This is a genomic window from Sphingopyxis sp. FD7 (assembly GCF_003609835.1).
In the GTDB taxonomy this organism is placed as follows: domain Bacteria; phylum Pseudomonadota; class Alphaproteobacteria; order Sphingomonadales; family Sphingomonadaceae; genus Sphingopyxis.
On the sequence record NZ_AP017898.1, the window covers coordinates 2,628,388 to 2,649,354 of the forward strand.

Below are 20,967 nucleotides of genomic sequence, written 5' to 3' on the forward strand. Positions count from 1 at the left end.
TTGAGCAATGAACCCATAGTGGACAATGCGGTCAGCGCGATGAATGATTGTCAGAACATGGGGGCGCCAATGGATTTCCTGAAACCCATCCGGTCGCTCGACGTGGCGCCCCACGAAGGCATGTCGTCACTGGCCCCTTATCCCGCACCTTATGGCGCGGACGGCTTCGCGCGACGGGTCGGCCACATGCGCCGCCCCGATCGCGGCGCAGGAGAGGCAGGTGGCCGCTTCCAGCGCCGCGGCGCCTCGCGCCGCTGTTACCCCACCGGGACGATCGTTGCCTGTGCGATCGCGCAGCGGCGCGGTTCTTCGTCGCCCCCTTCGGCCCAGACGTCGGCGCGGACGATCGCCTGGCGTTTGCCCGCCTTGACCACGCTGCCCTTCGCGCGCAGGTGACTGCCCTTCGCGGGGGCGAGGAAATTGATCGTGTAGCTGCCGGTGACGACGTCGCCGATCACGCTCGACGCCGCCCAGGCGCAGGCGTTGTCGGCCATCAGCCCGACGATCGCGCCATGGGCATAGCCGTGATGCTGGGTCATGTCGGGGCGCAGCGCGAGCAGCAGTTCGGCCTCGCCCTCGAAACAGCGGATCGGCTCGACGCCGAGAAAGGCGGTGAAGCCCGACGCATCGACCGCGACGCTTTTCATATAGGCGACGGCTTCGTTGTTGCTGGCAAATCGGTGTCCGCGCATCGGGGAGAATCCTGTTTAGTCTGGATTGCAGACCTTATCGCCGCTTGCGCGCGGCGGCGTCAAGTCTTAAATCCAGACTTATGAAGGATTATGTGCCCTCGCGTTCGCCCTGCGCCGTCGGCCGCGCGTCGCGGCTGCTTGGCGACCGCTGGGTGCTGCTGATCCTGCGCGAAGCCTTTCTCGGCGTCGACCGCTTCGAGGATTTCATCGCGCGGCTGGACATTTCGCGCGCCGCGCTGACCTCGCGCCTCGGCTGGATGGTCGCGGCGGGGGTGATGGAGCGCGTGCCGCCGGGCGGCAAGCGCGCCGCCTATCGCCTGACCGACGCGGGACAGGCGCTGCGCCCGGCCTATGATGCGATCAAGGCGTGGGGCGACGAATGGCTGCCGCGCGGCGGGGGCGGGGAAGAGATGCGGTCGTGAGGTCTGGTTTCGACGGGTTGCGGCCTGAAGCGGTCCTCCCCCAAGGGGGGAGGGGGGGCACCCGAAGGGTGGTGGAGGGGTACGGGAGGTCATACGCAGCGCTCGACACCGCGTACCCCTCCACCATGCTTCGCATGGTCCCCCTCCCCGTGCCGGGGAGGAGCGCTTCCGTCCGCTCCCCACCCCAAAGCCGCTATGGGTTTTGAGGACGACCCCTAACGTCGCGGGGAAAAGCGCGAAGGTTACGCCCCCGGAATCGCCGCCTGCGCGTCGCGGCCGTCGCCTTCGGGTGCGGCGAGGATGTCGCGGACGACGAGGCCCTTGTCGACGACCTGCGTGCCGGGGCTGCCGACCTGGCTGCGGATGCCGGGGTCGGCGCGTGCGCCGTCGGCGCTGCCGATGATCTGCGCCTCGCTCGCGCTGCGTGCCGAGGGGCCGCCGAAGAGCGCGCGCAGCGTCTGTTCGGCGGTCGATTCGCCGCCGGGGCGCGCGGTGCCGGGCGCGGGCGGGGTGAGCGCGAAATCGGGCGGCACGACGAGCGGCGCCTGACGCGACACCATCATTTCGTCGGGCCGGTCGCGGCTGAACAGGCTGTTCGACCCGCAGGCCGACAGGGTGGTGGCGACGATCGAGGCGGCCAGGATGGCGGTGGTCCGGTTCACTAAAATACTCTCCTCTGCGCCCCGTTTACTCGGCGGACGGCCTGGCGTCCGCCTGGCCCGCCTTTTCGCCCAAGAGCAGCGCGCGCGCAACCAGCAAAAGCACGCCGATGGTGATGCACGCATCGGCGACGTTGAAGATCATGAAGGGGCGGAAGGTGCCGATGTGCAGGTCGGCGAAGTCGACGACATAGCCGAAACGCACGCGGTCGACGATATTGCCGAGCGCGCCGCCGAGGATCAGCGCGAGCGCGATGACGTCGCCCTTCGCCTGTTCGCGCGTCATCCAGAAGGCGACCGCGGCGGCGACCAGCCCCGTCACCGCAACCAGCGTCCAGCGCGTCGTATCGGTGCAGCTGGCGAACATCGACAGCGAAATGCCGCAGTTCTCCGCCCAGCGCAGATCGAAGAAGCTGGTGATCTCGATGACCCCCTTGGGCTCGAGCGACAGCGGGACGGTGATGACCCATTTGGTCGCCTGATCGAGGATGAAGGCGACCGCGGCGAACATCAGGCCGAAGCGCAGATAGGGGGAACGGGCGCTGCTCATCCCGCCCCCAATACCGTTTCGCAGCGATTGCACAAGGCGCCGTCGGTGGTGACTTCGGGCAGGTGGCGCCAGCAGCGGCCGCATTTGTGGTTTTCGGTGCGGGTGACGATCGCGGGGCCATTGAAGTCGCCGGTTGGTGGAAGAAGCGAAACTTTCGCCGCAATGCAAACTTCTGCCCAATCGATGCCATCGTACTGGCTCTCGTGCGTCGTGTGTATAGGCAGCTCCACAACCGCTTCCAAGCTGCTGCGAATTTTCTTCTCCCTGCGCAGTGGTTCGATAGCCTCGTTGATGCCGTCGCGGATAATCCGGATTGTCCGCCACTTTGCGACCAATTTCGTGTTCCCGCGAAGGCGGGAACCCAGGGTGGGGTCAGCCGACGCGGGCACTGGATCCCCGCTTTCGCGGGGATGCAACAGCTGGTCGAGGTCAGGCCATTCCAGCAAATGCACGCTGCCCGCTTGCGGATAGCGCGTCCCCCACACCTCTTCGCTCGTGAACACCAGCACCGGCGCGGCGTAGCGCACCAGCGCGTGGAACAGCACATCGAGCACGCTGCGATAGGCGCGGCGCGTGTCGGTGCCGAGCGGGGCGGCGGGGCCGAGGTCGCAGTAGAGGACGTCCTTGCGGATGTCGAAATAGAAGGCCGACAGATCCTCGTTGCAGAAGTCCGCGAGCAGGCGCGTATATGTATTAAAGTCGAAATCATCGACCGCGCGCGCCAGCTTGGCGTCGAGGTCGGCGAGCAGGCTGAGCATATAGCGTTCGAGTTCGGGCATCGCCGCGACGTCGATGACGCGCTCCTCCTCAGTAAAGCCGTCGAGCGCGCCGAGCAGGTAGCGGAAGGTATTGCGCAGCTTGCGATACTGGTCGGCGACCGTGCCAAGGATTTCCTTGCCGATGCGGTGGTCCTCGGTGAAGTCGACGCTCAGCGCCCAGAGGCGGAGGATGTCGGCGCCATAGTCGCGCATCAGGTCGATCGGGCTGATCGTGTTGCCCAAGGACTTCGACATTTTGAGGCCCTTGGCATCCATCGTGAAGCCGTGGGTCAGCACCGCCTTGTACGGCGCCTGCCCGCGCGTGCCGCAGGACTCCAGCAAGGACGACTGGAACCAGCCGCGATGCTGGTCGCTGCCCTCCAGATAGAGGTCGGCGCTGTGCGTGCCGCCGTCGTGGCGGACGAGCGCGGGCCATTTGCCGCTTTCGAGCACGAAGGCGTGGGTGCAGCCCGAATCGAACCAGACGTCGAGAATGTCGGTGATGCGTTCGTAATCGGCGGCGTTATAGTCCGGCCCAAGATATTCCTGCGCGCGTGCGTCGCTCCAGGCATCGACGCCGCCCTCGCGCACCGCCGCGACGATGCGGTCGTTGACCAGCGGGTCGTTGAGATATTGCCCGGTCTTGCGGTCGACGAAGAGCGTGATCGGCACGCCCCACGCGCGCTGGCGCGACAGCACCCAGTCGGGGCGGTCCTTGACCATGCTGCCGATGCGGTTACGGCCCTTTTCGGGGACGAAGCGGGTCGCGTCGATCGCGGCCATGGCGAGGGTGCGCAGCGTGTCCCCCTCTCCCCCCGGGAGAGGGTCGGGGTGAGGGTGGCCAACGGCGGGAAGCGCGTCGCCCTCACCCTTCCGCGCCTGCGGCGCTCCCTCCCTCTCCCGCAGGGAGAGGGATTTATCCATCGGCACGAACCATTGCGGGGTGCAGCGATAGATGACCTTCGCCTTCGAGCGCCAGCTGTGCGGATAGCTGTGCTTATAGTCGGCGCTGGCCGCGAGCAGCGCGCCGGCGTCGCGGAGGTCCGAGCAGATCGGGCCGTCGGGGGCGTTGAACCTGGGGTTGATGACGCTGCCCTGACCGCCGAGCCAGCCCCAGTCGTCGCGATATTTTCCGTCGCTTGTCACCGCGAACACGGGGTCGATGCCGTTCGCCTTGCACAGGTCGAAATCATCCTCGCCATGGTCGGGCGACATATGGACAAGGCCGGTGCCGCTGTCGGTGGTGACGAAATCGCCAGGCAGGAAGGGGCGGGGACGGAGGAAGAAGTCAGCCAGCGGAGAGTTGAGATTGATGTTCGCGGCACGCTCAAGCCCCTCCCCTTCAGGGGAGGAGTTGGGGTGGGGTCTATCGGTCAACGCAGCGTCAGGACGCGAGACCCCACCCCCAGCCCCTCCCCTGAAGGGGAGGGGTGAGAAGAGCTTGGCCATCGGGTGGCGGGCGATGGTGCCCGCGAGGTCGGCGCCTTTGCCTTGCCACACGAAGGCGTCCTGAACTTGCTCCCAAGGCGCTCGCTCGAAAAATTCCGGCAACAAATTCTTGGCTACGAGCACAGACATCTCTCGGCTTGGCGCTACCGTGCCGGGCGAAAATGCACCTACCAGCGGTGTCATCGTTTTGATGTCTATTTTGACGACAACGTATTCGATCTCCGGCCCATAGGCCACAGCCTGATTGACCGGGATCGTCCACGGCGTCGTCGTCCAGATGACCGCATGCGCGCCGATCAATTCCTTGATCGGGCTCTCGACAATCTCGAACGCGACGTCGATCTGCGTCGAGACGATGTCCTCATATTCGATCTCGGCCTCGGCGAGCGCGGTCTTTTCGACCGGCGACCACATCACCGGCTTGGCGCCGCGATAGAGCATGTCGTTGGCGGCGAATTTGAGCAGTTCGCGCACGATGGTGGCTTCGGCCTCATAATCCATCGTGAGGTACGGATGGTCCCAGTCGCCGCCGATGCCGAGGCGCTTCAACTGCTCGCGCTGGGTGTCGACCCAATGCTGCGCATAGGCGCGGCATTCGGCGCGGAACTCCTCGACGGGAACCTCGTCCTTGTTGCGCTTTTTCTTGCGATACTGCTCCTCGACCTTCCACTCGATCGGCAGGCCGTGGCAATCCCAGCCGGGGACGTAGGGCGCATCCTTGCCCTTCAGCGTCTGGGTGCGAACGACCATGTCCTTCAGGATATGGTTGAGCGCATGGCCGATGTGCATGTCGCCATTGGCGTAGGGCGGGCCGTCGTGAAGGATGAACTGCTCGCGGCCCTTGCGGCTTTCGCGAATCTGGCCTTCCAGATTGCCCTCGAGCCATTTGGCGAGAATCAGCGGCTCCTTCTGCGGCAGGCCGGCCTTCATCGGAAAGTCGGTCTTGGGCAGGAAGACGGTGTCGCGGTAATCGCGGGCTTCGGGGGCGGAAGTGCTGTCGGTCATGGTGCGCGGCGCTTAGCGCAGTTTCGTGCGGGAGCAAAGCGTATGGGTCGACGTGGGAATGGGTTCACGCGGAGACGCGGAGACGCGGAGGGAAAAAAGAGAAGGGATTCGCGCAGAGATCGCAGAGCGAAGAAGGAGAACGGGCGGCGAAGCCGCCAATTTTCTTCTCCGCGTCTCCGCGTCTCCGCGTGAACCCTTTTTCTCTGCGCTCTCTGCGCGATTCATTTCAAACCCCGGCGAGCAGCGCCTTCGCTTCGTCGCAATCCCTCGCAATCTGCGCCATCAGCGCATCCATGCCGTCATATTTGGCCTCGGGCCGGATGAAGGCGTGGAAAGCGACGTCGATTTCCTGTCCGTAGAGATCCTCCCCAAAGTCGAAGAAATGCGGTTCGAGCAGTTCCTTGGGCGGATCGAAGCTGGGGCGGATACCGAGGTTCGCGGCGCCCTTGAGCACACGACCGTCGGGGAGCCTTCCGGTCACCGCATAGATGCCGTAGCGCGGACGGAGGTAGGTTCCCATGTCGATGTTCGCGGTCGGAAAGCCGAGCAGGCGGCCGTTCTTGTCGCCGTGCTGGACCACCCCGCGCACGGTGAAGGGGCGGGTGAGCAGGCGCGCGGCGGTGGCGCAGTCGCCGGTTTGCAGCGCCTCGCGGATGCGGCTCGACGAGATCACCGCGTCGTCCTCGACCGGGGCGACCATTTCGGTGAAGAAGCCGAGGCGGCGGGCATGGTCGGCGAGCGTGACGACATTGCCGCCGCGCCCCTTGCCAAAGACAAAGTCAGCGCCGGTGACGACCCCCGCGGCACCATAGCGGTCGAGCAGCAGGCCGGTGATGAAATCATCCGCGCTCGTCGCAGCGAGCGCCGCGTCGAAGGGCAGGACAAGCATCGCGTCGGCGCCCGCCGCGGCAAACAATTCCTGCCTTTGGTCGAGCGTTGTCAGGCGGAAGGGCGGGACGTCGGGTTTGAAGAAACGCACCGGATGCGGGTCGAAGGTCGCGACGATCGCGGGGCGGCCCTCGTCCGTCGCATGGCGCACCGCGCGGCCGACGACCGCCTGATGCCCGGCGTGAAAGCCGTCGAAATTGCCGAGCGCGATGACGCCGCCGCGCAAGGGCGCTTCGATGCGATTGTGGCCGTCGAGGCGGATCATCTCCAACCCCTCCCCTTCAGGGGAGGGGCAGCGAGACTTGCCAGCTTGCTGGCTAGTCGCAGCGGGGTGGGCTGCGAACGCTGCGCAAGGCCGCTGGCCCCCACCCCAACCCCTCCCCTGAAGGGGAGGGGCTTGAACAGCGCTGCACCGATACGCTGCACCGTCATGGCGCCGGAGGTGTCAGCCGGACCAGCCCCGCTTTCAGCACGCGCACCGCATTGGCGCCCATCGCGGCGCGGATTTCGTCGTCACTGAAGCCCGCGTCGATCAGCGCCTGCGTCACCTGCGCGAGCTGCGCCGTGTCGAAGCGCACGGTGGTGGCGCCGTCATAATCGCTGCCAAGCGCGACATGCTCGATGCCGACGAGATCGCGGACATGCTTCATCGCGCGCGCGATGCTTGCGGGTGAGGTGTCGCACACCGCCGCGTCCCAATATCCGATGCCGATGAGCCCGCCGGTCGCCGCGACTCCTTTGATCTGTTCATCGGACAGGTTGCGGTTGACCTTGCACGTCGCCTGGACGCCGCCGTGGCTGGAGACGACGGGGCGGCGCGCCATTTTGAGGATATCGGCGACGCACGCGGCCGAGCAATGGGCGATGTCGACGACCATGCCCTTCGCTTCCATCGCCGAAACGACCTGGCGCCCGAGCGGGGTGAGCCCGCCTTTTTTCAGGCCGTGCATCGACCCCGCGAGCTCATTGTCGAAGAAATGGGTGAGCCCCGCCATGCGGAAGCCCGCGGCGTAGAGCTTGTCGAGGTTCGCGATGTCGCCTTCCAGATTGTGCAGCCCCTCGATGCTGAGCATCGCGCCGGTGGTGCGCGGCTTGCCGCGCCGCGCGACGAGCAGCGCGTCGACGTCGGCGGCGGTCGCGACGGCTTTCAGCGCACCATTGGAGGCCGCCACCGCGCGGTGCAGCTTTTCGGCGTGCCACAGCGAGCGTTCGAGCAGCGAACCCCACGTCCGCACCGGCTGGAGCTGCGCGATGACGAGGCCGGTGATATTGTCGCTGTCGGCGTCGTTCGCGTCGTAATTCTGCCCCTTCGGCGATTTGGTCGTGCTCGCAAGCACTTGCAGCGCGACATGGCCGTCCTGCAGCCGCGGCAGGTCCATATGGCCGCGTGTCGCGCGGTCGAGGATGTCGCGCTTCCACAGCAAGCTGTCGCTGTGCAGGTCGACGATCGTGAGCGTCCGGTGCAGTGCCTCTGCGCGCGCCGACACCCGGGGCAGCGGCTTGCCGTCGATGCGGTTGAGGTCGCGTTCGATCATCCCCGGCGCGAGCGTGAAAAAGGCGAGCGCGGCGAGTGCGATCAGGATCAGGAGGGCGATCAACCAGCGGCGCATCGCTATCTCCTTGTCAGCGTCACGAAGCTGTAGGCGGGGCGCCCGCCTTCGTCCGCCGGGTGGTCCTCGCGCGCGACCTCGCGCCAGACCGCGGGGTCGGGATAGTCGATCATCGCGTCGCCCTGCGGCTCGATCGCGACTTCGGTGAGTTCGATCCGGTCGGCCAGCGGCAGGAAGAGGCGATAGATTTCGGCGCCGCCGATCACCATCACATGCGGCGCATTGGCGAGCTTCAGCGCTTCCTCGACGCTTGCGACGGGTTCGGCGCCCTCGTCCTGCCAGTCGGGATCGCGCGTGAGGACGATGTGGCGGCGCCCTTCGAGCACCGCGGGCAGGCTGTCGAAGGTCTTGCGCCCCATGATCATCGGGCGGCCCATGGTGAGCTGCTTGAACCGGCGGAGGTCGGCGGGCAGGTGCCACGGCATCCGGCCGTTCGCGCCGATCACGCCATTGGCCGCGCGCGCGAGGATCAGCGTGATTTCGGGGTGGTTCATGCCGGTGTGGTTCCCGCCCCGACGCCCACCCAGGTGACGTGGCCGAGCTTGCGGCCGTCGCGCACGTCCGCCTTGCCATAATGATGGACATGCGCTGCATCGTCGGCGAGCAGTTCGGGCACGTTTTCAATCGCGACGCCGATCAGGTTGCGCATCGTGACGGGCAGAACGGTCGTCTCGGTGCTGCCGAGCGGCAGGCCGGCGAGGGCGCGGATATGATTTTCGAACTGGCTCGTCACGGCGCCCTCGATCGTCCAGTGGCCGCTGTTGTGGACGCGCGGCGCCATTTCGTTGAAGATCGGGCCATCGTCGGTGGCGAAAAATTCGCCGGTGAGCACGCCGACATAGTCGAGCTCGGCCGCGATCGCCGCCATCAGCGCGCGCGCTTCCTCCTGTTGATCCAGCACATCGCGCGGCGGCGGCAGGCTGGAACTCGCGAGAATGCCGTTCGCATGGACGTTGACCGGGCTGTCCCAGAAGCGGACCTCGCCGTCGATCCCGCGCACGAGGATCACCGAAAACTCGTGCGCGAAGCTCACAAAGCCTTCGAGCACGGCGGCGTGACGGCCGATCGCGTCCCATGCGGCATCGGCGTCGGCGGCGGTGGCGAGGCGCGCCTGCCCCTTGCCGTCATAGCCCATGCGCACGGTTTTCAGGATCGCGGGAACACCGATTTCGGCCAGCGCCGTGTCGAGCGCCGCGCGGTCGGGCACCGCGGCAAAGGGCGCGGGGTGGCCGCCCAGCCGCGCGACGAAACGCTTCTCGGCAAGACGGTCCTGCGCGATTTCCAGCGCGGCGGCGCCAGGGCGCACCGCGACATGCCCCGACAGAAAGCGCACCGTGTCGACGGGGACATTTTCAAACTCGAGCGTGACGACGTCGCACGCCGCGGCAAAGGCGGCGAGGCGCGGTTCGTCATCCCATGCCGCGCGGCTATGCGCTGCCGCGACATCGGCGGCGACGCTTTCGGCGTCGGGGGCATAGATGTGGACGCGGTAGCCGAGCCGCGCCGCAGCAACGCCCAGCATCCGGCCGAGCTGGCCGCCGCCCAGGATGCCGATCGTCGAACCGGGAGATAGCAAGCGGTCAGCCCTCGCGAACGGGAGTTGGTGCGACGTCCGCGGTCTGCGCGTCGCGCCAGGCGTCGAGCCTGTCCGCGAGCGCTGCATCCTCGTTCGCGAGCAGCGCAGCGGCGAAGAGCCCGGCGTTGGTTGCGCCCGCCTTGCCGATCGCAAAGGTCGCGACGGGGATGCCGCCGGGCATCTGGACGATCGAATAAAGGCTGTCGACGCCCGACAGCGCCGCCGACTGGACGGGGACGCCGAGGACGGGCACGCGCGTCATCGCCGCGACCATGCCGGGCAGGTGCGCGGCGCCGCCCGCGCCCGCGATGATGGCTTTCAGCCCGCGCGCCGCCGCGCCCTTCGCATAGGCGACGAGGCGGTCGGGGGTTCGGTGCGCGGAGACAATCTGGACCTCGTGACCGATGCCCAGTTCTTCGAGGATATGGACCGCATGCGCCATCGTCGGCCAGTCCGACTGGCTGCCCATGATGACGCCCACGCTCACCTCGGCCTGCGGCGCACTGTCGCCCATCCCGATCCCTCCTTGTGCGGGCGGTCGGTCCATCGGTGAATCGCCGCCGCCCTCCCCCTAGCGGCAAGGTTGCGCGCGGGCAACGCCGCCCGTTTCGCAAATCCCTGCCGCCGCGTTTACCGATTGGTATCAAGTCGCGGCTAGGGTTGCCGACATCATATTCGTCGACATCCCGTCGGCGGACGTCAGGGCGCGCCGGGGACAAGGCATGGACAGCGTAGGGGGGGCACGGATTGCGGTAGACCAGTTTACCGCCGTTTCCGTCGACTCCATCGAGGATCAGCTGCGCGAACTGCGCCGGGAACGCGACGCGCTGCGTCGCGAGAATCGCGTGCTCAAGATCGCGGTCGCCGAACTTGAACGCGTGTCCGAACGCGACACGCTGACTCCCCTGTTCAACCGCCGCTATTTCCTGACCGCGATCCATCATCGCATGGCGCGTTTCGAGCGCCACGCCGAGCGTGCCGCCGTGGTGTTCGTCGACGTCAACCAGCTCAAATATATCAACGACAATTTCGGTCATGCCGCAGGCGATTTCGCGCTGATGGAAATCGCGAAGCGCCTCGCCGCCTCGATCCGCGCAACCGACGTCGCGGCGCGCATCGGCGGTGACGAGTTCGGGCTGATTCTCGACCAGTCGACCGAGGAAGGCGCGCGCGCGCAGGTCGAACGGCTGCGCGGCGTGCTCGCCGCGACGCCCGCGCAATATGACGGGCATGACATCGCGCTTTCGGCCTGTTTCGGTGTCGCGATGCTGCAAATGGGCATGACCGAATCGGACATATTGGCCGCCGCCGACCGCGACATGTACAAGAGCAAGCAACGGCAGGACGCCCCTGCGGGCCATCGCTAACGCGGCGTTAACCAAAAGCGCGCATCGTCATGCCCGAAGCAGGGGGTGGACGATGCAGACCCAGACCGACCCATATCTCGACATCCAGAACCGCATCACCGGCCAGATCGGCGCGCTGGCCGAAGCCTTGCCGCATTGCGCGCTCGCGCAGATCGTACAGGGGATCGACGACATTCGCTGCCTCGCGCGCGACCATGGCTTTGCCGCGGTCGAAACGCTGGCAAGCCGACTCGAATCGGCGGTCGCAGGGGGCGGCTACCGCGCCGCGATCCTGACCTATCTCGACGCGATGAGCGACGCGGCGCAGGCGCCGCGCGGGCCGATGCCCGCCGCGATGCACGAAGCCTGGCTCGCGTCGGTCGCGACGCGGCTCGGCCATTGACGCCGGACGACTGACACCGCACATCCCGCCGTCATGGACGCAATCATGTTCGCGCTGGTGGCGGTGCTGCTCGCCAATGCCGACGGGCGCAGCGGAATAGCGCTCGGACAGCTCCTCGCCGCGAGGTCCGATCGGCGCGTCACCGTCGGCTTTGCCTTCGGCGCCTTCCTCATCAACGCGATCGTCGCGGCGCTCGCGGGGTCAATCGCCAACCGGATGATCGGACCGGGCGTTGCGGCGCTGTTCGTCGCGCTGGCGCTGCTTTCGGCCGCCGTCGCGCTTGTCTGGCGGACGACGGGCGAGAGCGCCGGGCGGCTCGCCGAAGCCTCGGCGACCGAACTCGCCATGCTGATGCTCGCGCGGCAGTTCGGCGACCGCAGCCATTTCCTGATCGCCGCGCTCGCGGCGACGAGCGGCGCGGGGCAATGGGCCGCGGCGGGCGGACTCGTCGGCTGGACGCTTTCGATGCTCCCCGTCCTTGCCTTCGGGCCTGCGCTCGCCGAGCAGCGCGCGGCGCGGCTGCTCCGCTGGGCGGCGGCGGCAGTCCTTGCCCTGTGGGGAATCCGCACGGCGCTCGGCGCGTTCGGCTTGATCGGATAGAGTCATGAAGGCTTCACCTTTCATCGCTTTTCTCGATGAAACTCAGCCAAAGCTTCGATGGGAAAACATCGTCCACTGCCCCTATATGGCCTGGGTAACAGAAAGGATTCTCCCATGTCCGACAAAAACACCCCCGCCGTCGCCGATGCGCTCAACGCGCTGCTCGCCGACAGCTTTGCACTCTATCTCAAGACGAAAAATTACCACTGGCACGTCCAGGGGCCGCGCTTTCGCGAACTGCACCTGCTGTTCGACGAACAGGCGGCACAGATTTTCGCGAGCGTCGACCTGATCGCCGAGCGCGTGCGCAAGAATGGCGCCGCGACGCTGCGGTCGATCGGCGACATCAGCCGTCGCGCGTCGATCCGCGACGATGATGCTGTCGGCGTGAATGCCGACACGATGATCCGCAATCTTGCCGAGGACAACAAGCTGCTGCTCGCCCAGATCAAGGACGTAAAAAAGGCCGCGGAGGCCGATGGCGACATTGCGACGAGCGGGCTGGTCGACGGCTGGGCCGACGAGACGCAGCAGCGCATCTGGTTTCTGGAAGCGACGCTGGGATAGCGACGCGCCCCCCCCTGATGACCGACCGGGCCAGCTGCGCCTGCTTGCGGCAAAGCCATCGGGAGGTCGCGGCGCGAAGCGCTGGCAGCGTCGCCATGGCGCCGACCTGATCGCCCGCGAAAGTGCAGCAATTGCGCAACACTGCTGACATGAACGTCAGCGGCGCGGCGCTTGAACGTTGACCCCGCGCCCCGCGCGCGGCAACGGCGGCGGATATTCTCTACCCGCCAGCTTCACTTTCATAAAGGACAGGTCATGCGCCATCTTCCTTCCGCCCTTGCCATGAGCTTCGCCCTCGCTGCCGGCGCGGCCACCCCCGCCGCCGCGCAGGAGGTTTCGGCCATCCCCGCCGCCGAAGCCGACAGCGGCCTTGGCGACATCGTCGTCACCGCGCAGCGCCGCGAGGAAAGCCTGCAGGACGTGCCCGTGTCGGTCAGCGTGCTGTCGGGCGACACGCTCGGCGCGATCACCTCGACGGGTTCCGACATCCGCGCGCTCGCTGGCCGCGTCCCCAGCCTCAACATCGAAAGCTCCTACGGCCGTTCGTTCCCGCGCTTCTATATCCGCGGGCTCGGCAACACCGACTTCGACCTCAACGCCTCGCAGCCGGTCAGCCTCGTTTATGACGAGGTCGTCCTCGAAAACCCGATCCTCAAGGGCTTCCCGATCTTCGACCTCGACCGCGTCGAGGTGCTGCGCGGGCCGCAGGGCACGCTCTTCGGCCGCAACACGCCCGCGGGCATCGTCAAGTTCGACACCGTCAAGCCCGGCAAGACCGGCGGCTATGCGCGCGTCAGCTATGGCCGCTATGGCACGTCGCAAGTCGAAGTCGCGGCGGGCGCCGCCGACGACAATGGCTTTTCGGTGCGCCTCTCGGGCCTCTACCAGCATCGCGACAATTGGGTCGACAATATAGCGACCACGAAGAAGGACGATCTCGGCGGCTATGACGACATCGCCGCGCGGCTTCAGCTGCAATATGAAAATGGTCCCTTCACCGGCCGCGTGACGGGACAGGTCCGCATCTTCGACGGCTCGGCGATCATCTTCCGCGCCAATACGCAGCTGCCCGGCAGCAACAGCCTTGTCGGCCTCGGCGGCGCGGGCACCGGATTCGAGCGCGACAAGGTGTGGCAGGACGGGATCAATTTCCAGAAGCTCAACACCTATAATGCCGCGCTCAACCTCGAATATGATTTCGGCGCGGTGACGGCTTACTCGATCACCTCCTACTGGAACGGCAATTTCAGGAGCCGCGGCGACATCGACGGCGGCTTCGGCGCGGTGTTCCTGCCCGAATCGGGTCCGGGGCTTATCCCCTTTGCGGCGCAGAGCCAGGACAATGTTCCCAGCCTCGATCAGTTCACGCAGGAAATCCGCATCGCCTCGAACAACAGCGGCGGGCTCGGCTACCAGTTCGGCGCCTTCTATTTCGACGAAGGGCTCGACATCACCAGCTTCGACTTCGGCGGCCCGACCGATGCGACGCCCGCGGCGATCGCGGTGCAGCGGCAGGACAGCGAAGCCTATGGCATCTTCGGGTCGGTCAATTATGCGTTCGAGGGCGGGCTGACGCTTCAGGCCGGTGCGCGCTACAACCACGACCGCCGCGACTTCGTCGCCGCGCGCCCGGTCGAAACGCGCCCCGATTTCGTCGTCAACCCGAACACGCCGGTCCCGCCGCAGGCGGCGCGCGTCAAGGGCAAGCTGCTGACGTGGGACGCGAGCGCGACCTATGAAGCGTCGGACGCGTTCACCCTCTACGCCCGCGTCGCGCGCGGCTATCGCGCGCCGTCGGTGCAGGGCCGCCTGACCTTCTCGCGCGTGATTTCGACCGCCGATCAGGAAGAAACGATGTCGTACGAAGCGGGGATCAAGACCGCCTTCCTGAACGACCGTGTGCGCTTCAACCTCACCGGCTATTATTTCGATACCAAGGATCTTCAGCTGACCGCGGTGGGCGGCACGGCGAATGTCGCCAGCCTGCTCAATGTCGATGCCAAGGGCCATGGGATCGAGGCCGAGTTGCAGGCGGCGCCCGCGCGCGGACTGACGTTCAGCGTCGGCGGCGCGTGGAACGTCGCCGAGATCGACGACGCCAATGCCTTTGTCGCGGGCTGCGGCTCGGCGACGCCGTGCACCGTGCTCGACCCGCAGCGTCCGGGCAGCCCCGGCATTTTCTCGATCGACGGCAACCAGCTGCCGCAGTCGCCGAAGTGGACGCTCAACGCGACCGCGGGCTATGAAATCCCCGTCGGCGACGGCGCCATCTATGCCTTCACCGACTGGTATTATCGCTCGAAGGTGCAGTTCTTCCTCTATCGCTCGGTCGAGTTTTCGGACGACAAATTGATCGAGGGCGGGCTGCGCGTCGGCTACCGCACCGATCGTTTCGACGTCGCGGCCTTCGTTCGCAACATCACCAATGATGAATCGCCGACCGGCGGCATCGATTTCAACAACCTCACCAGCTATGTCAACGAACCCCGCATCTGGGGCGTCGAGGCGGGCGTGAAGTTCTGATCGGAATGATCCTCCCTGTCGCCCGGCGATGGGGAGGAAGCGCCGCTTTGGGGTGGTGAGCTGCCCTCCAACTCCGTCATGCTGAACTTGTTTCAGCATCCATGGCCTGACCTCTAATCGCGCGCTGCGCCGAAGGAAACGACGGGCCATGGACCCTGAAACAAGTTCAGGGTGACGATAATCGATAGGGCAGCGCCACTTAGAAGCGCGCCCTTCCACCCCCTAAATGCCCAAACAACGCCGCCGCAGCGAGAAAAGACCTTCCTACATCCAACCCATATGGTTCAGAAATCGAACCATAATAAACCAAAATGAATCATGGCCGCCAAGGAAAAACGTGGCGCCCTAAGCCACCGGCCCCACCCGCGCGTCGGGCTCCAGCCGGATCAACGGGCGCACCCGCCCGGTCAGTTTCGCGACCAGGCGCGGCACCAGCGCGTGCGCCTGCGCCCAGTTCCAATAGGCGACATAGGCCGGATCGCCGAGCAGATGCTTTTCCTCGGTCTTGGCGCGCCAGTAATAAATGCCGCTGACAAGACCGAGCAGCACGACATTGCGCGCCGCCTCGGTCCAGCCGCCCGCGGTGACGAGAAAGGGCAGCGAACCGATCCACCAGGTCAGATTCTTCGCCACATAGGCGGGATGGCGCGTGAAGGCATAGGGGCCGTGGGTGATGATGCCGCGGTGCGTCAGGTTGGAAAAGCGGATGCCGAACGCCATCGTCGCCCAGCTGTAAACCGCAGTGAGCAGCACCAGCACAACCGCCCAGACGATCAGCAGGCCGTCGTGGCCCGCGAGCCAATGCCCCCAGTCGGCGCCATGGACCTGATAATCGAGCGGCCCGCCGCTCATCAGGATGAAGGGCGGGTAGCAGACGAGCGCCGCGACCCACGCCATGCCATAGGGGTTGGCGGTGCGGATATGTGCATCGAGCGGCTTCAGGGTCAGGATATAGCCGACCGTCGCAATATGGACGTCGACCAGATAGAGGAGGTTGATCGCCCAGATGCCGGTCAGATAGGGGTTTGCCAGCACCTCCGACATCGGCACGGTGACGAGCGCCGAAAAATTGCCCGGCACGATCGACAGCATGAAGGCCGTGAAAAAGCCCTTCACGGCCCAGGCGCGCAGATGATGGCCGATCGCCTTGCCATCGACGGGCTGGCCGGGCGCGATCAGCCAGCGGCCGAATTGCCAGCAACCGTCGCGCGGTTCGACCATGCGGCGGTCGAGCCACAGCATATAGGGCACCGAGGCGAGCAGCAGCCAGGGCGCGACGCGCTCCAGCAGGTTCATCGAAAAGGCGTAATTGCCCTCCCAATAATAGCGCATCGTCGCATAAATGAGCGCGATCAGCGCCCAGGTCGCCCAGAGTCCGGCGAGCTTGGTGAGGCTGATGTCGAGCGTGTCGCGCCACGGGCGCCGCAGCGCCCAGTCGATGCCGGTCGACGGATTGCGGTGCACCTTGTCGACGAACAGTGACCACAGCACCATCGGCACCCCGCAGGCGAGGACGCTGGCGACGGCCGAATTGGGCCCGCTCATCGGCCCGCGCGTTCCCCAGTCGATCCCGACAAAGGCGGCGATGTCGGGCGCGAAGCGCGCGAGCAAAAGATAGGCCAGAAGCCCCGCCAGTCCGACGAGGCCGACCCCCGCGCTGACCGCCGAACGCGGCCGCGCAGGCGTCGGCACGGCGGAATCGCTGGCCGATTCGGCAGCGGTGATCGGAACGGATTCGGCCATGATATTCACCGCTTATCCTTAGCCAAAATTGGTAAGCAAGCCGTCAATGAAGACCACCGATTCGCCAGCCATTACCCGTCAGATTGGCAGCGTTCCGGCGTGTTGACACCGTTCACCGCGCGTTGGTTTCGATTCACCCCGACTCGGCGCGCAAAGATTCGCATGGGCCCGTCCGGCCTGTTAATGCGCGCAGCAATCGGGGCGGAGGGCTCCAAGAACAAACAAGATGGGGTCGCCACTTGTCGTCGAAACCAACGGGCCTGCGCGATTTGCGCCAGCGCGTCTCTGCGCTGTTCCAGGACCATGAAATCTTCGTTCGCACGCACGGCCACGTCCGCTTCCTGCGTGTCAGCGCGCTCTGGCAGAAACGTGTCGCGCTGATTGCCGGGCTGGTGCTGCTCGCCTGGGCGGGCGCGACGCTGACCGTGCTCGTCAACCAGCTGCTCACCGCCGACGAACGCGCCGCGGTCGCAGCACAGAAGGCCGCCGCCGCGGCGTCCGAAGCGCGCATCGCCAAATATCGCGACCGCGTCGCCGAAACCGCCGCCGACCTCGAGGAGCGGCAGGCGCTGCTCGAAAGCGTCGCCGAAACCCACTTCGGCATTGATCCGGCCGACATGCCCGCCGCCGCGCAGAAAGCGGACGCGCCGGGAGCCGCGTCGGCCGAGCCCGTCAAGACGAGCGCGATCGACCCCGATCTGCCTCCCGAAGCGCAAGTGCTGGCGCGGGTCGCGGCGCGACAGGAAGCCTTTGCCGCGCGCCTGCTCGGCGCCGTCAGGGGCCGCGTCGCCAAGGCCGAAACCGCCGTCGCGGCACTGGGGCTCAACCCCGATGCACTGGTGCGCAACGCCGCAGCCGGACGTGGTGGTCCCTTCATCCCCTTTCGCGGCCGCAAGGGTCAGGCAAAGGCGCTGGGGGCGAACTTCGCCGCGCTCGATGGCGCGCTGTTCCGCATGGAAGTGCTCGAACGCACACTCGTCGCCGTGCCGTCGGGCAATCCCGCCAATGTGCTGATGATGTCGTCGGGCTTCGGCTATCGTCGCGACCCCTTCACCGGCGCGGGCGCGATGCACGCGGGCGTCGATTTCCGCGGGCCCATCGGCACGCCCATCCTCGCCGCCGCACCCGGCCGCGTCAGCTTTGTCGGCGTCAAATCGGGGTATGGCAATGTCGTCGAGGTCGATCATGGCCAGGGCATCATGACGCGCTATGCCCACTTGTCGGGATTCACGACCAGGGTGGGGACCAAGGTTGCCGCGGGGCAACAGATCGCCAAGATGGGCTCGACCGGCCGCTCGACCGGCAGCCACCTGCATTTCGAAGTCCGTTTGAACGGCGTCGCGGTCAACCCGCGCCGCTTCCTGGAGGCCAAAGCCGATGTTCTCGAAGTCAAAAACGACGCCCGACAGCGAGTCGGCTCCGTCGCTGCCGCCCGCGGCGACCGCTAAGATGGCGACGGGCGCGCGCCATACCACCTTTTCGATCCTGGGTTCGGACGTCGTCGTCACCGGCAATGTCTCCGCCAGCGTCGACCTGCACGTCGACGGCAAGATCGAGGGTGACCTCAAATGCGCCAATCTGGTGCAGGGCGAGGCGAGCGAGATCAAGGGCGCGGTGACCGCCGAGACCGCGAAGATCGCGGGCCTGCTCGATGGGTCGATCGAGGCCAAGACGCTGATCGTTCACGCGACCGCGCGCATCACCGGCGACGTGACCTATGAAACGATCACCATTGAAAATGGCGGAAAGGTCGACGGCAAGCTGTCGCACCGCCGCCACGGCGCGATGGCGACCAAGGCGCCGCCGCCGCTCGAGGTCGTCGAGAACAAGAGCGCGTCGCTCTAAAATAACCCTGCGCGGGGCGCGCTATTTCAACAGGGCCGTTTCCCTGTCGGTCGCGCGCGGCGGTCCGTCGCGGTGCCGCTGGACGACAACCTTGTTCCGGCCACCGCGCTTGGCGTCGTAGAGCGCTTCGTCGGCGATCCGGTAGAGCTGCTTGAAATCGCACGCCGGGTGCACCTCGGCGACGCCGATGCTGGCGGTCACGGGTCGGTCGCCGACGGTGGCGCCATGGTCACAATCGGCGAGGCCGCGCCGGACGCTCTCGGCAAAGCGGCCGAGGACGATGCCCTCCATGCCGATGGTCAGCAGGCCGAACTCCTCGCCGCCCAGCCGCGCGACGGTGCACATCGGCCCTTCCCAGCGTTCGATCCGCTGGCCGATGGTGCACAGCACCGCGTCGCCCGCCTCGTGGCCATGAATATCGTTGATCGACTTGAAGCGGTCGATATCGACAAGGAGCAGCGCCGCGGGCAGATTGTCGAGGCGCGCGCGGTCGAGCAGCGGGGTGACGCTGTCGATGAAGCCGCGTCGGTTCGGCAGGCCGGTGAGCGGGTCGCGGCGCGCGAGCGCCTGCGCCCGCGCCTCGGCATCGCGGGCATGGTCGCGCTCGATGCGAAGCTGCGCGAGACGGCGGGTCGCGGCGGCGGCGAGCCAGAGCGCCTGCCAGGTCGCGGCGACCAGCACGACCAGTTGCGAGCCGCCGCCCCAGAAATCCCTGTTGACGTCGACGATGTGGATGAACGCCAGCACCGCCATCGGCACCCCCCACGCCGCCAGAAAGTCGCGCGCCTCGACCGAGCCGCGACGCCACGCCAGCACCAGATAGATCGCAACGAGGATCAGGTCGGCGAGGATTGCCAGCCCCAGCATGTCGGCAAACAGGCCAAGATCGCCGCTGCGCATCAGCGCGAGCGGGATGCCCGCCAGGCCGACACCGACGCCAAGGAACAAGGCCGCGACCCGCAATCCCCGCGCGGCCCGCCCGCGCTCGACCGCCGTGACCGCGCTCGCGGTCGCGACCGCAATCGCGAAGCAGGCAAGGAAGGTGCAGCTTTGCGCCGTCGCCGTCCCGGCCATTGCCGGAACGAGCGCCAGATGCGCCTGCGACCAGAGCGTGCCCCACAGCAGCATCGCCGCCGACCACGCCGCCTGCCAGGCGAGATATTGGCGGCGCACCGCGACCGCGAGCGACAGGCTGTAAATACCGCTCACCAGCAGCAGCGTCAGCGCGGCGCCGATCGCCGCGGCCATGCCGGCGACCTGCACCCCCGCCTCGTCCGCCGCGAGGATGCGCGCGCGGACGAGCCGATGCGCCGCAAGGCCGTCGAAGCGCATCGTCACGGCGGTCAACGCGACGCCGCGCGCCGGCGCCTCGAACAAAATCTGGCCGCCCGCGCGCCAGTGCGATCCGAAATCGCCGCTGCGCACCCGCTGCCAGCGCGTCGCGCCGTCGGCATAGGAGAAGCCGACCGCCAGCCGGTCGAAGCGTGAATTGTGCAGCATCAGCGCCAGTCCGTCCTGAACCGGCCGCGCATCGAGCGAGATGCGCAGCCACAGGCTGCGCCCCTGATAATCTTGAGGCGCCCCGTGGCAGACAAAGCGCAGGCGGTGCAGCGCATCGTCGCTCGGCGTCGTGTCGGTCACCGCGTGGCACAGATCGCGCTCGACGTCGAGCGCACGAGCCTGCGCCGACGACGCGGACGCCGCGAGCAGGATGAGCCCAAGCAAGGCCGCGAGCCGACCGCAGAGCGTCGCGAGAAGGGAGCGTCCCCCGATCATCGCCGCGCTATCGCATCAAATCCTTGGAAAATCTTTACCATGACGCCGCGCTCTTGAAGGATCGCCGTGGTGGCGGACGCCCGATGACCCTCGATACGATCGCCAAACCCCGCCGTTTGGCGCGCCGCGGGGTCGCCAACCCGGCGCCGCCGACGAGCCCGTCTCTCGCCCTTCCCCGGCGCCGCACAAAGGAAAAGGGCCGCCCGGCGGGGCGGCCCTTCCCTGGTCAATCGCGGACCGATCAGCCCTGGCGCGTGCCGGTCATTGCCATAGACCCGAAGGCGCCGGCCTTGATCGTGCCGGTCAGCGTGTCGCCGTCGATCGTCGCCTCGCATTCGAGCGTCATCGGCATCGGCACTTTCATGTTCATGGTCCAGGTCAGCTTGTTGCCATCGACCTTGCCATTTTCGACATCGAGCGACCCCATCGCGCCGGCATTCTGGCCGGTGAAGCTGTCGCCGTCGCTCTTGACGGTGAAAACCGATTTCTGGTCGCCCATCGGCGACTTGGTGACGCAATCATAGCTGCCATCGACTTGGGACATTGCGGCTCTCC

At 66.7% G+C, this 20,967-nt stretch carries 20 protein-coding genes; 8 read left to right on the forward strand and 12 right to left on the reverse strand.

Going from position 1 to position 20,967, the window contains the following annotated elements:
- Positions 1–257 precede the first annotated feature (257 nt).
- Entirely contained in the window at positions 258–692 is a 435-nt protein-coding gene (locus tag SPYCA_RS12515; RefSeq protein ID WP_197715345.1) for a PaaI family thioesterase, read from the reverse strand.
- An 80-nt stretch (positions 693–772) separates the two neighbouring features.
- Here SPYCA_RS12515 and SPYCA_RS12520 point away from each other — a divergent pair, with 80 nt between their 5' ends.
- Complete coding sequence (locus tag SPYCA_RS12520; protein WP_120220880.1) at positions 773–1,114, forward strand: winged helix-turn-helix transcriptional regulator; 342 nt, start codon at positions 773–775, stop codon at positions 1,112–1,114.
- A 242-nt stretch (positions 1,115–1,356) separates the two neighbouring features.
- Here SPYCA_RS12520 and SPYCA_RS12525 read toward each other — a convergent pair whose 3' ends face one another.
- The 8 genes from SPYCA_RS12525 to purE all read right to left on the reverse strand — a co-directional run bounded on the left by SPYCA_RS12525 (position 1,357) and on the right by purE (position 10,123).
- Positions 1,357–1,776, reverse strand: coding sequence for a DUF3035 domain-containing protein (locus tag SPYCA_RS12525; RefSeq protein ID WP_120220882.1), 420 nt, complete (start codon positions 1,774–1,776; stop codon positions 1,357–1,359).
- Positions 1,777–1,801: 25 nt separating this feature from the next.
- Entirely contained in the window at positions 1,802–2,323 is a 522-nt protein-coding gene (gene lspA, locus SPYCA_RS12530; protein WP_120220884.1) for a signal peptidase II, read from the reverse strand.
- A complete protein-coding gene (gene ileS, locus SPYCA_RS12535) occupies positions 2,320–5,535 on the reverse strand; it encodes an isoleucine--tRNA ligase (protein WP_120220886.1) in 3,216 nt (1,071 codons plus the stop codon). The genes lspA and ileS overlap by 4 nt, the downstream gene beginning before the upstream one ends.
- Before the next feature lie 226 nt (positions 5,536–5,761).
- Positions 5,762–6,688 (reverse strand): bifunctional riboflavin kinase/FAD synthetase, encoded by a 927-nt coding sequence (locus SPYCA_RS12540; protein WP_120220888.1) that lies wholly within the window; start codon positions 6,686–6,688, stop codon positions 5,762–5,764.
- Between the two features lie 163 nt (positions 6,689–6,851).
- Positions 6,852–8,033 (reverse strand): dipeptidase, encoded by a 1,182-nt coding sequence (locus tag SPYCA_RS12545; protein WP_120220890.1) that lies wholly within the window; start codon positions 8,031–8,033, stop codon positions 6,852–6,854.
- A 2-nt stretch (positions 8,034–8,035) separates the two neighbouring features.
- Positions 8,036–8,527, reverse strand: a complete 492-nt coding sequence (locus tag SPYCA_RS12550) for a dihydrofolate reductase (protein ID WP_120220891.1) — start codon at positions 8,525–8,527, stop codon at positions 8,036–8,038.
- A complete protein-coding gene (locus tag SPYCA_RS12555) occupies positions 8,524–9,609 on the reverse strand; it encodes a 5-(carboxyamino)imidazole ribonucleotide synthase (protein WP_120220893.1) in 1,086 nt (361 codons plus the stop codon). Before SPYCA_RS12555 ends, SPYCA_RS12550 begins: the two co-directional genes overlap by 4 nt.
- Before the next feature lie 4 nt (positions 9,610–9,613).
- Positions 9,614–10,123: a 5-(carboxyamino)imidazole ribonucleotide mutase gene (gene purE, locus SPYCA_RS12560; RefSeq protein WP_120220895.1), complete on the reverse strand. Its 510-nt coding sequence runs from the start codon at positions 10,121–10,123 to the stop codon at positions 9,614–9,616.
- A 208-nt stretch (positions 10,124–10,331) separates the two neighbouring features.
- Between purE and SPYCA_RS12565 the strand changes: the two genes are divergently transcribed.
- The 5 genes from SPYCA_RS12565 (at position 10,332) to SPYCA_RS12585 (ending at position 15,048) form a co-directional block, all read left to right on the forward strand.
- Positions 10,332–10,976, forward strand: coding sequence for a GGDEF domain-containing protein (locus SPYCA_RS12565; protein WP_120220897.1), 645 nt, complete (start codon positions 10,332–10,334; stop codon positions 10,974–10,976).
- Between the two features lie 52 nt (positions 10,977–11,028).
- A complete protein-coding gene (locus SPYCA_RS12570; protein WP_120220899.1) occupies positions 11,029–11,358 on the forward strand; it encodes a hypothetical protein in 330 nt (109 codons plus the stop codon).
- Positions 11,359–11,391: 33 nt separating this feature from the next.
- Positions 11,392–11,958: a TMEM165/GDT1 family protein gene (locus tag SPYCA_RS12575; protein WP_120220901.1), complete on the forward strand. Its 567-nt coding sequence runs from the start codon at positions 11,392–11,394 to the stop codon at positions 11,956–11,958.
- Positions 11,959–12,072: 114 nt separating this feature from the next.
- Positions 12,073–12,525 (forward strand): Dps family protein, encoded by a 453-nt coding sequence (locus SPYCA_RS12580; RefSeq protein WP_120220902.1) that lies wholly within the window; start codon positions 12,073–12,075, stop codon positions 12,523–12,525.
- Between the two features lie 255 nt (positions 12,526–12,780).
- Positions 12,781–15,048 carry a TonB-dependent receptor gene (locus tag SPYCA_RS12585; RefSeq protein ID WP_120220904.1) on the forward strand — a complete coding sequence of 756 codons (2,268 nt, stop codon included), beginning with the start codon at positions 12,781–12,783 and terminating at the stop codon, positions 15,046–15,048.
- 345 nt (positions 15,049–15,393) lie between these two features.
- Here SPYCA_RS12585 and SPYCA_RS12590 read toward each other — a convergent pair whose 3' ends face one another.
- Complete coding sequence (locus tag SPYCA_RS12590; protein WP_443029484.1) at positions 15,394–16,791, reverse strand: methyltransferase family protein; 1,398 nt, start codon at positions 16,789–16,791, stop codon at positions 15,394–15,396.
- A gap of 239 nt (positions 16,792–17,030) precedes the next feature.
- Here SPYCA_RS12590 and SPYCA_RS12595 point away from each other — a divergent pair, with 239 nt between their 5' ends.
- Positions 17,031–18,239, forward strand: a complete 1,209-nt coding sequence (locus tag SPYCA_RS12595) for a M23 family metallopeptidase (protein WP_120220906.1) — start codon at positions 17,031–17,033, stop codon at positions 18,237–18,239.
- 1 nt (position 18,240) lies between these two features.
- Positions 18,241–18,636 (forward strand): bactofilin family protein, encoded by a 396-nt coding sequence (locus tag SPYCA_RS12600; protein WP_120222320.1) that lies wholly within the window; start codon positions 18,241–18,243, stop codon positions 18,634–18,636.
- Between the two features lie 21 nt (positions 18,637–18,657).
- On the opposite strand, the gene SPYCA_RS12605 is transcribed toward SPYCA_RS12600, so the two are convergent.
- Positions 18,658–20,412 (reverse strand): sensor domain-containing diguanylate cyclase, encoded by a 1,755-nt coding sequence (locus SPYCA_RS12605; protein WP_120220908.1) that lies wholly within the window; start codon positions 20,410–20,412, stop codon positions 18,658–18,660.
- Between the two features lie 241 nt (positions 20,413–20,653).
- A complete protein-coding gene (locus SPYCA_RS12610) occupies positions 20,654–20,956 on the reverse strand; it encodes a hypothetical protein (protein WP_120220910.1) in 303 nt (100 codons plus the stop codon).
- Between the last annotated feature and the right edge of the window lie 11 nt (positions 20,957–20,967).

What these genes read in the sequence shown, in the direction of transcription:
- SPYCA_RS12515 (WP_197715345.1), bottom strand. Translation starts at nt 692, where the DNA reads ATGCGCGGACACCGATTTGCCAGCAACAACGAAGCCGTCGCCTATATG.
- SPYCA_RS12520 (WP_120220880.1), top strand. Translation starts at nt 773, where the DNA reads ATGAAGGATTATGTGCCCTCGCGTTCGCCCTGCGCCGTCGGCCGCGCG.
- lspA (WP_120220884.1), bottom strand. Translation starts at nt 2,323, where the DNA reads ATGAGCAGCGCCCGTTCCCCCTATCTGCGCTTCGGCCTGATGTTCGCC.
- ileS (WP_120220886.1), bottom strand. Translation starts at nt 5,535, where the DNA reads ATGACCGACAGCACTTCCGCCCCCGAAGCCCGCGATTACCGCGACACC.
- SPYCA_RS12540 (WP_120220888.1), bottom strand. Translation starts at nt 6,688, where the DNA reads ATGATCCGCCTCGACGGCCACAATCGCATCGAAGCGCCCTTGCGCGGC.
- SPYCA_RS12545 (WP_120220890.1), bottom strand. Translation starts at nt 8,033, where the DNA reads ATGCGCCGCTGGTTGATCGCCCTCCTGATCCTGATCGCACTCGCCGCG.
- SPYCA_RS12550 (WP_120220891.1), bottom strand. Translation starts at nt 8,527, where the DNA reads ATGAACCACCCCGAAATCACGCTGATCCTCGCGCGCGCGGCCAATGGC.
- purE (WP_120220895.1), bottom strand. Translation starts at nt 10,123, where the DNA reads ATGGGCGACAGTGCGCCGCAGGCCGAGGTGAGCGTGGGCGTCATCATG.
- SPYCA_RS12565 (WP_120220897.1), top strand. Translation starts at nt 10,332, where the DNA reads ATGGACAGCGTAGGGGGGGCACGGATTGCGGTAGACCAGTTTACCGCC.
- SPYCA_RS12570 (WP_120220899.1), top strand. Translation starts at nt 11,029, where the DNA reads ATGCAGACCCAGACCGACCCATATCTCGACATCCAGAACCGCATCACC.
- SPYCA_RS12575 (WP_120220901.1), top strand. Translation starts at nt 11,392, where the DNA reads ATGGACGCAATCATGTTCGCGCTGGTGGCGGTGCTGCTCGCCAATGCC.
- SPYCA_RS12580 (WP_120220902.1), top strand. Translation starts at nt 12,073, where the DNA reads ATGTCCGACAAAAACACCCCCGCCGTCGCCGATGCGCTCAACGCGCTG.
- SPYCA_RS12585 (WP_120220904.1), top strand. Translation starts at nt 12,781, where the DNA reads ATGCGCCATCTTCCTTCCGCCCTTGCCATGAGCTTCGCCCTCGCTGCC.
- SPYCA_RS12590 (WP_443029484.1), bottom strand. Translation starts at nt 16,791, where the DNA reads ATGGCCGAATCCGTTCCGATCACCGCTGCCGAATCGGCCAGCGATTCC.
- SPYCA_RS12600 (WP_120222320.1), top strand. Translation starts at nt 18,241, where the DNA reads ATGGCGACGGGCGCGCGCCATACCACCTTTTCGATCCTGGGTTCGGAC.
- SPYCA_RS12605 (WP_120220908.1), bottom strand. Translation starts at nt 20,412, where the DNA reads ATGATCGGGGGACGCTCCCTTCTCGCGACGCTCTGCGGTCGGCTCGCG.
- SPYCA_RS12610 (WP_120220910.1), bottom strand. Translation starts at nt 20,956, where the DNA reads ATGTCCCAAGTCGATGGCAGCTATGATTGCGTCACCAAGTCGCCGATG.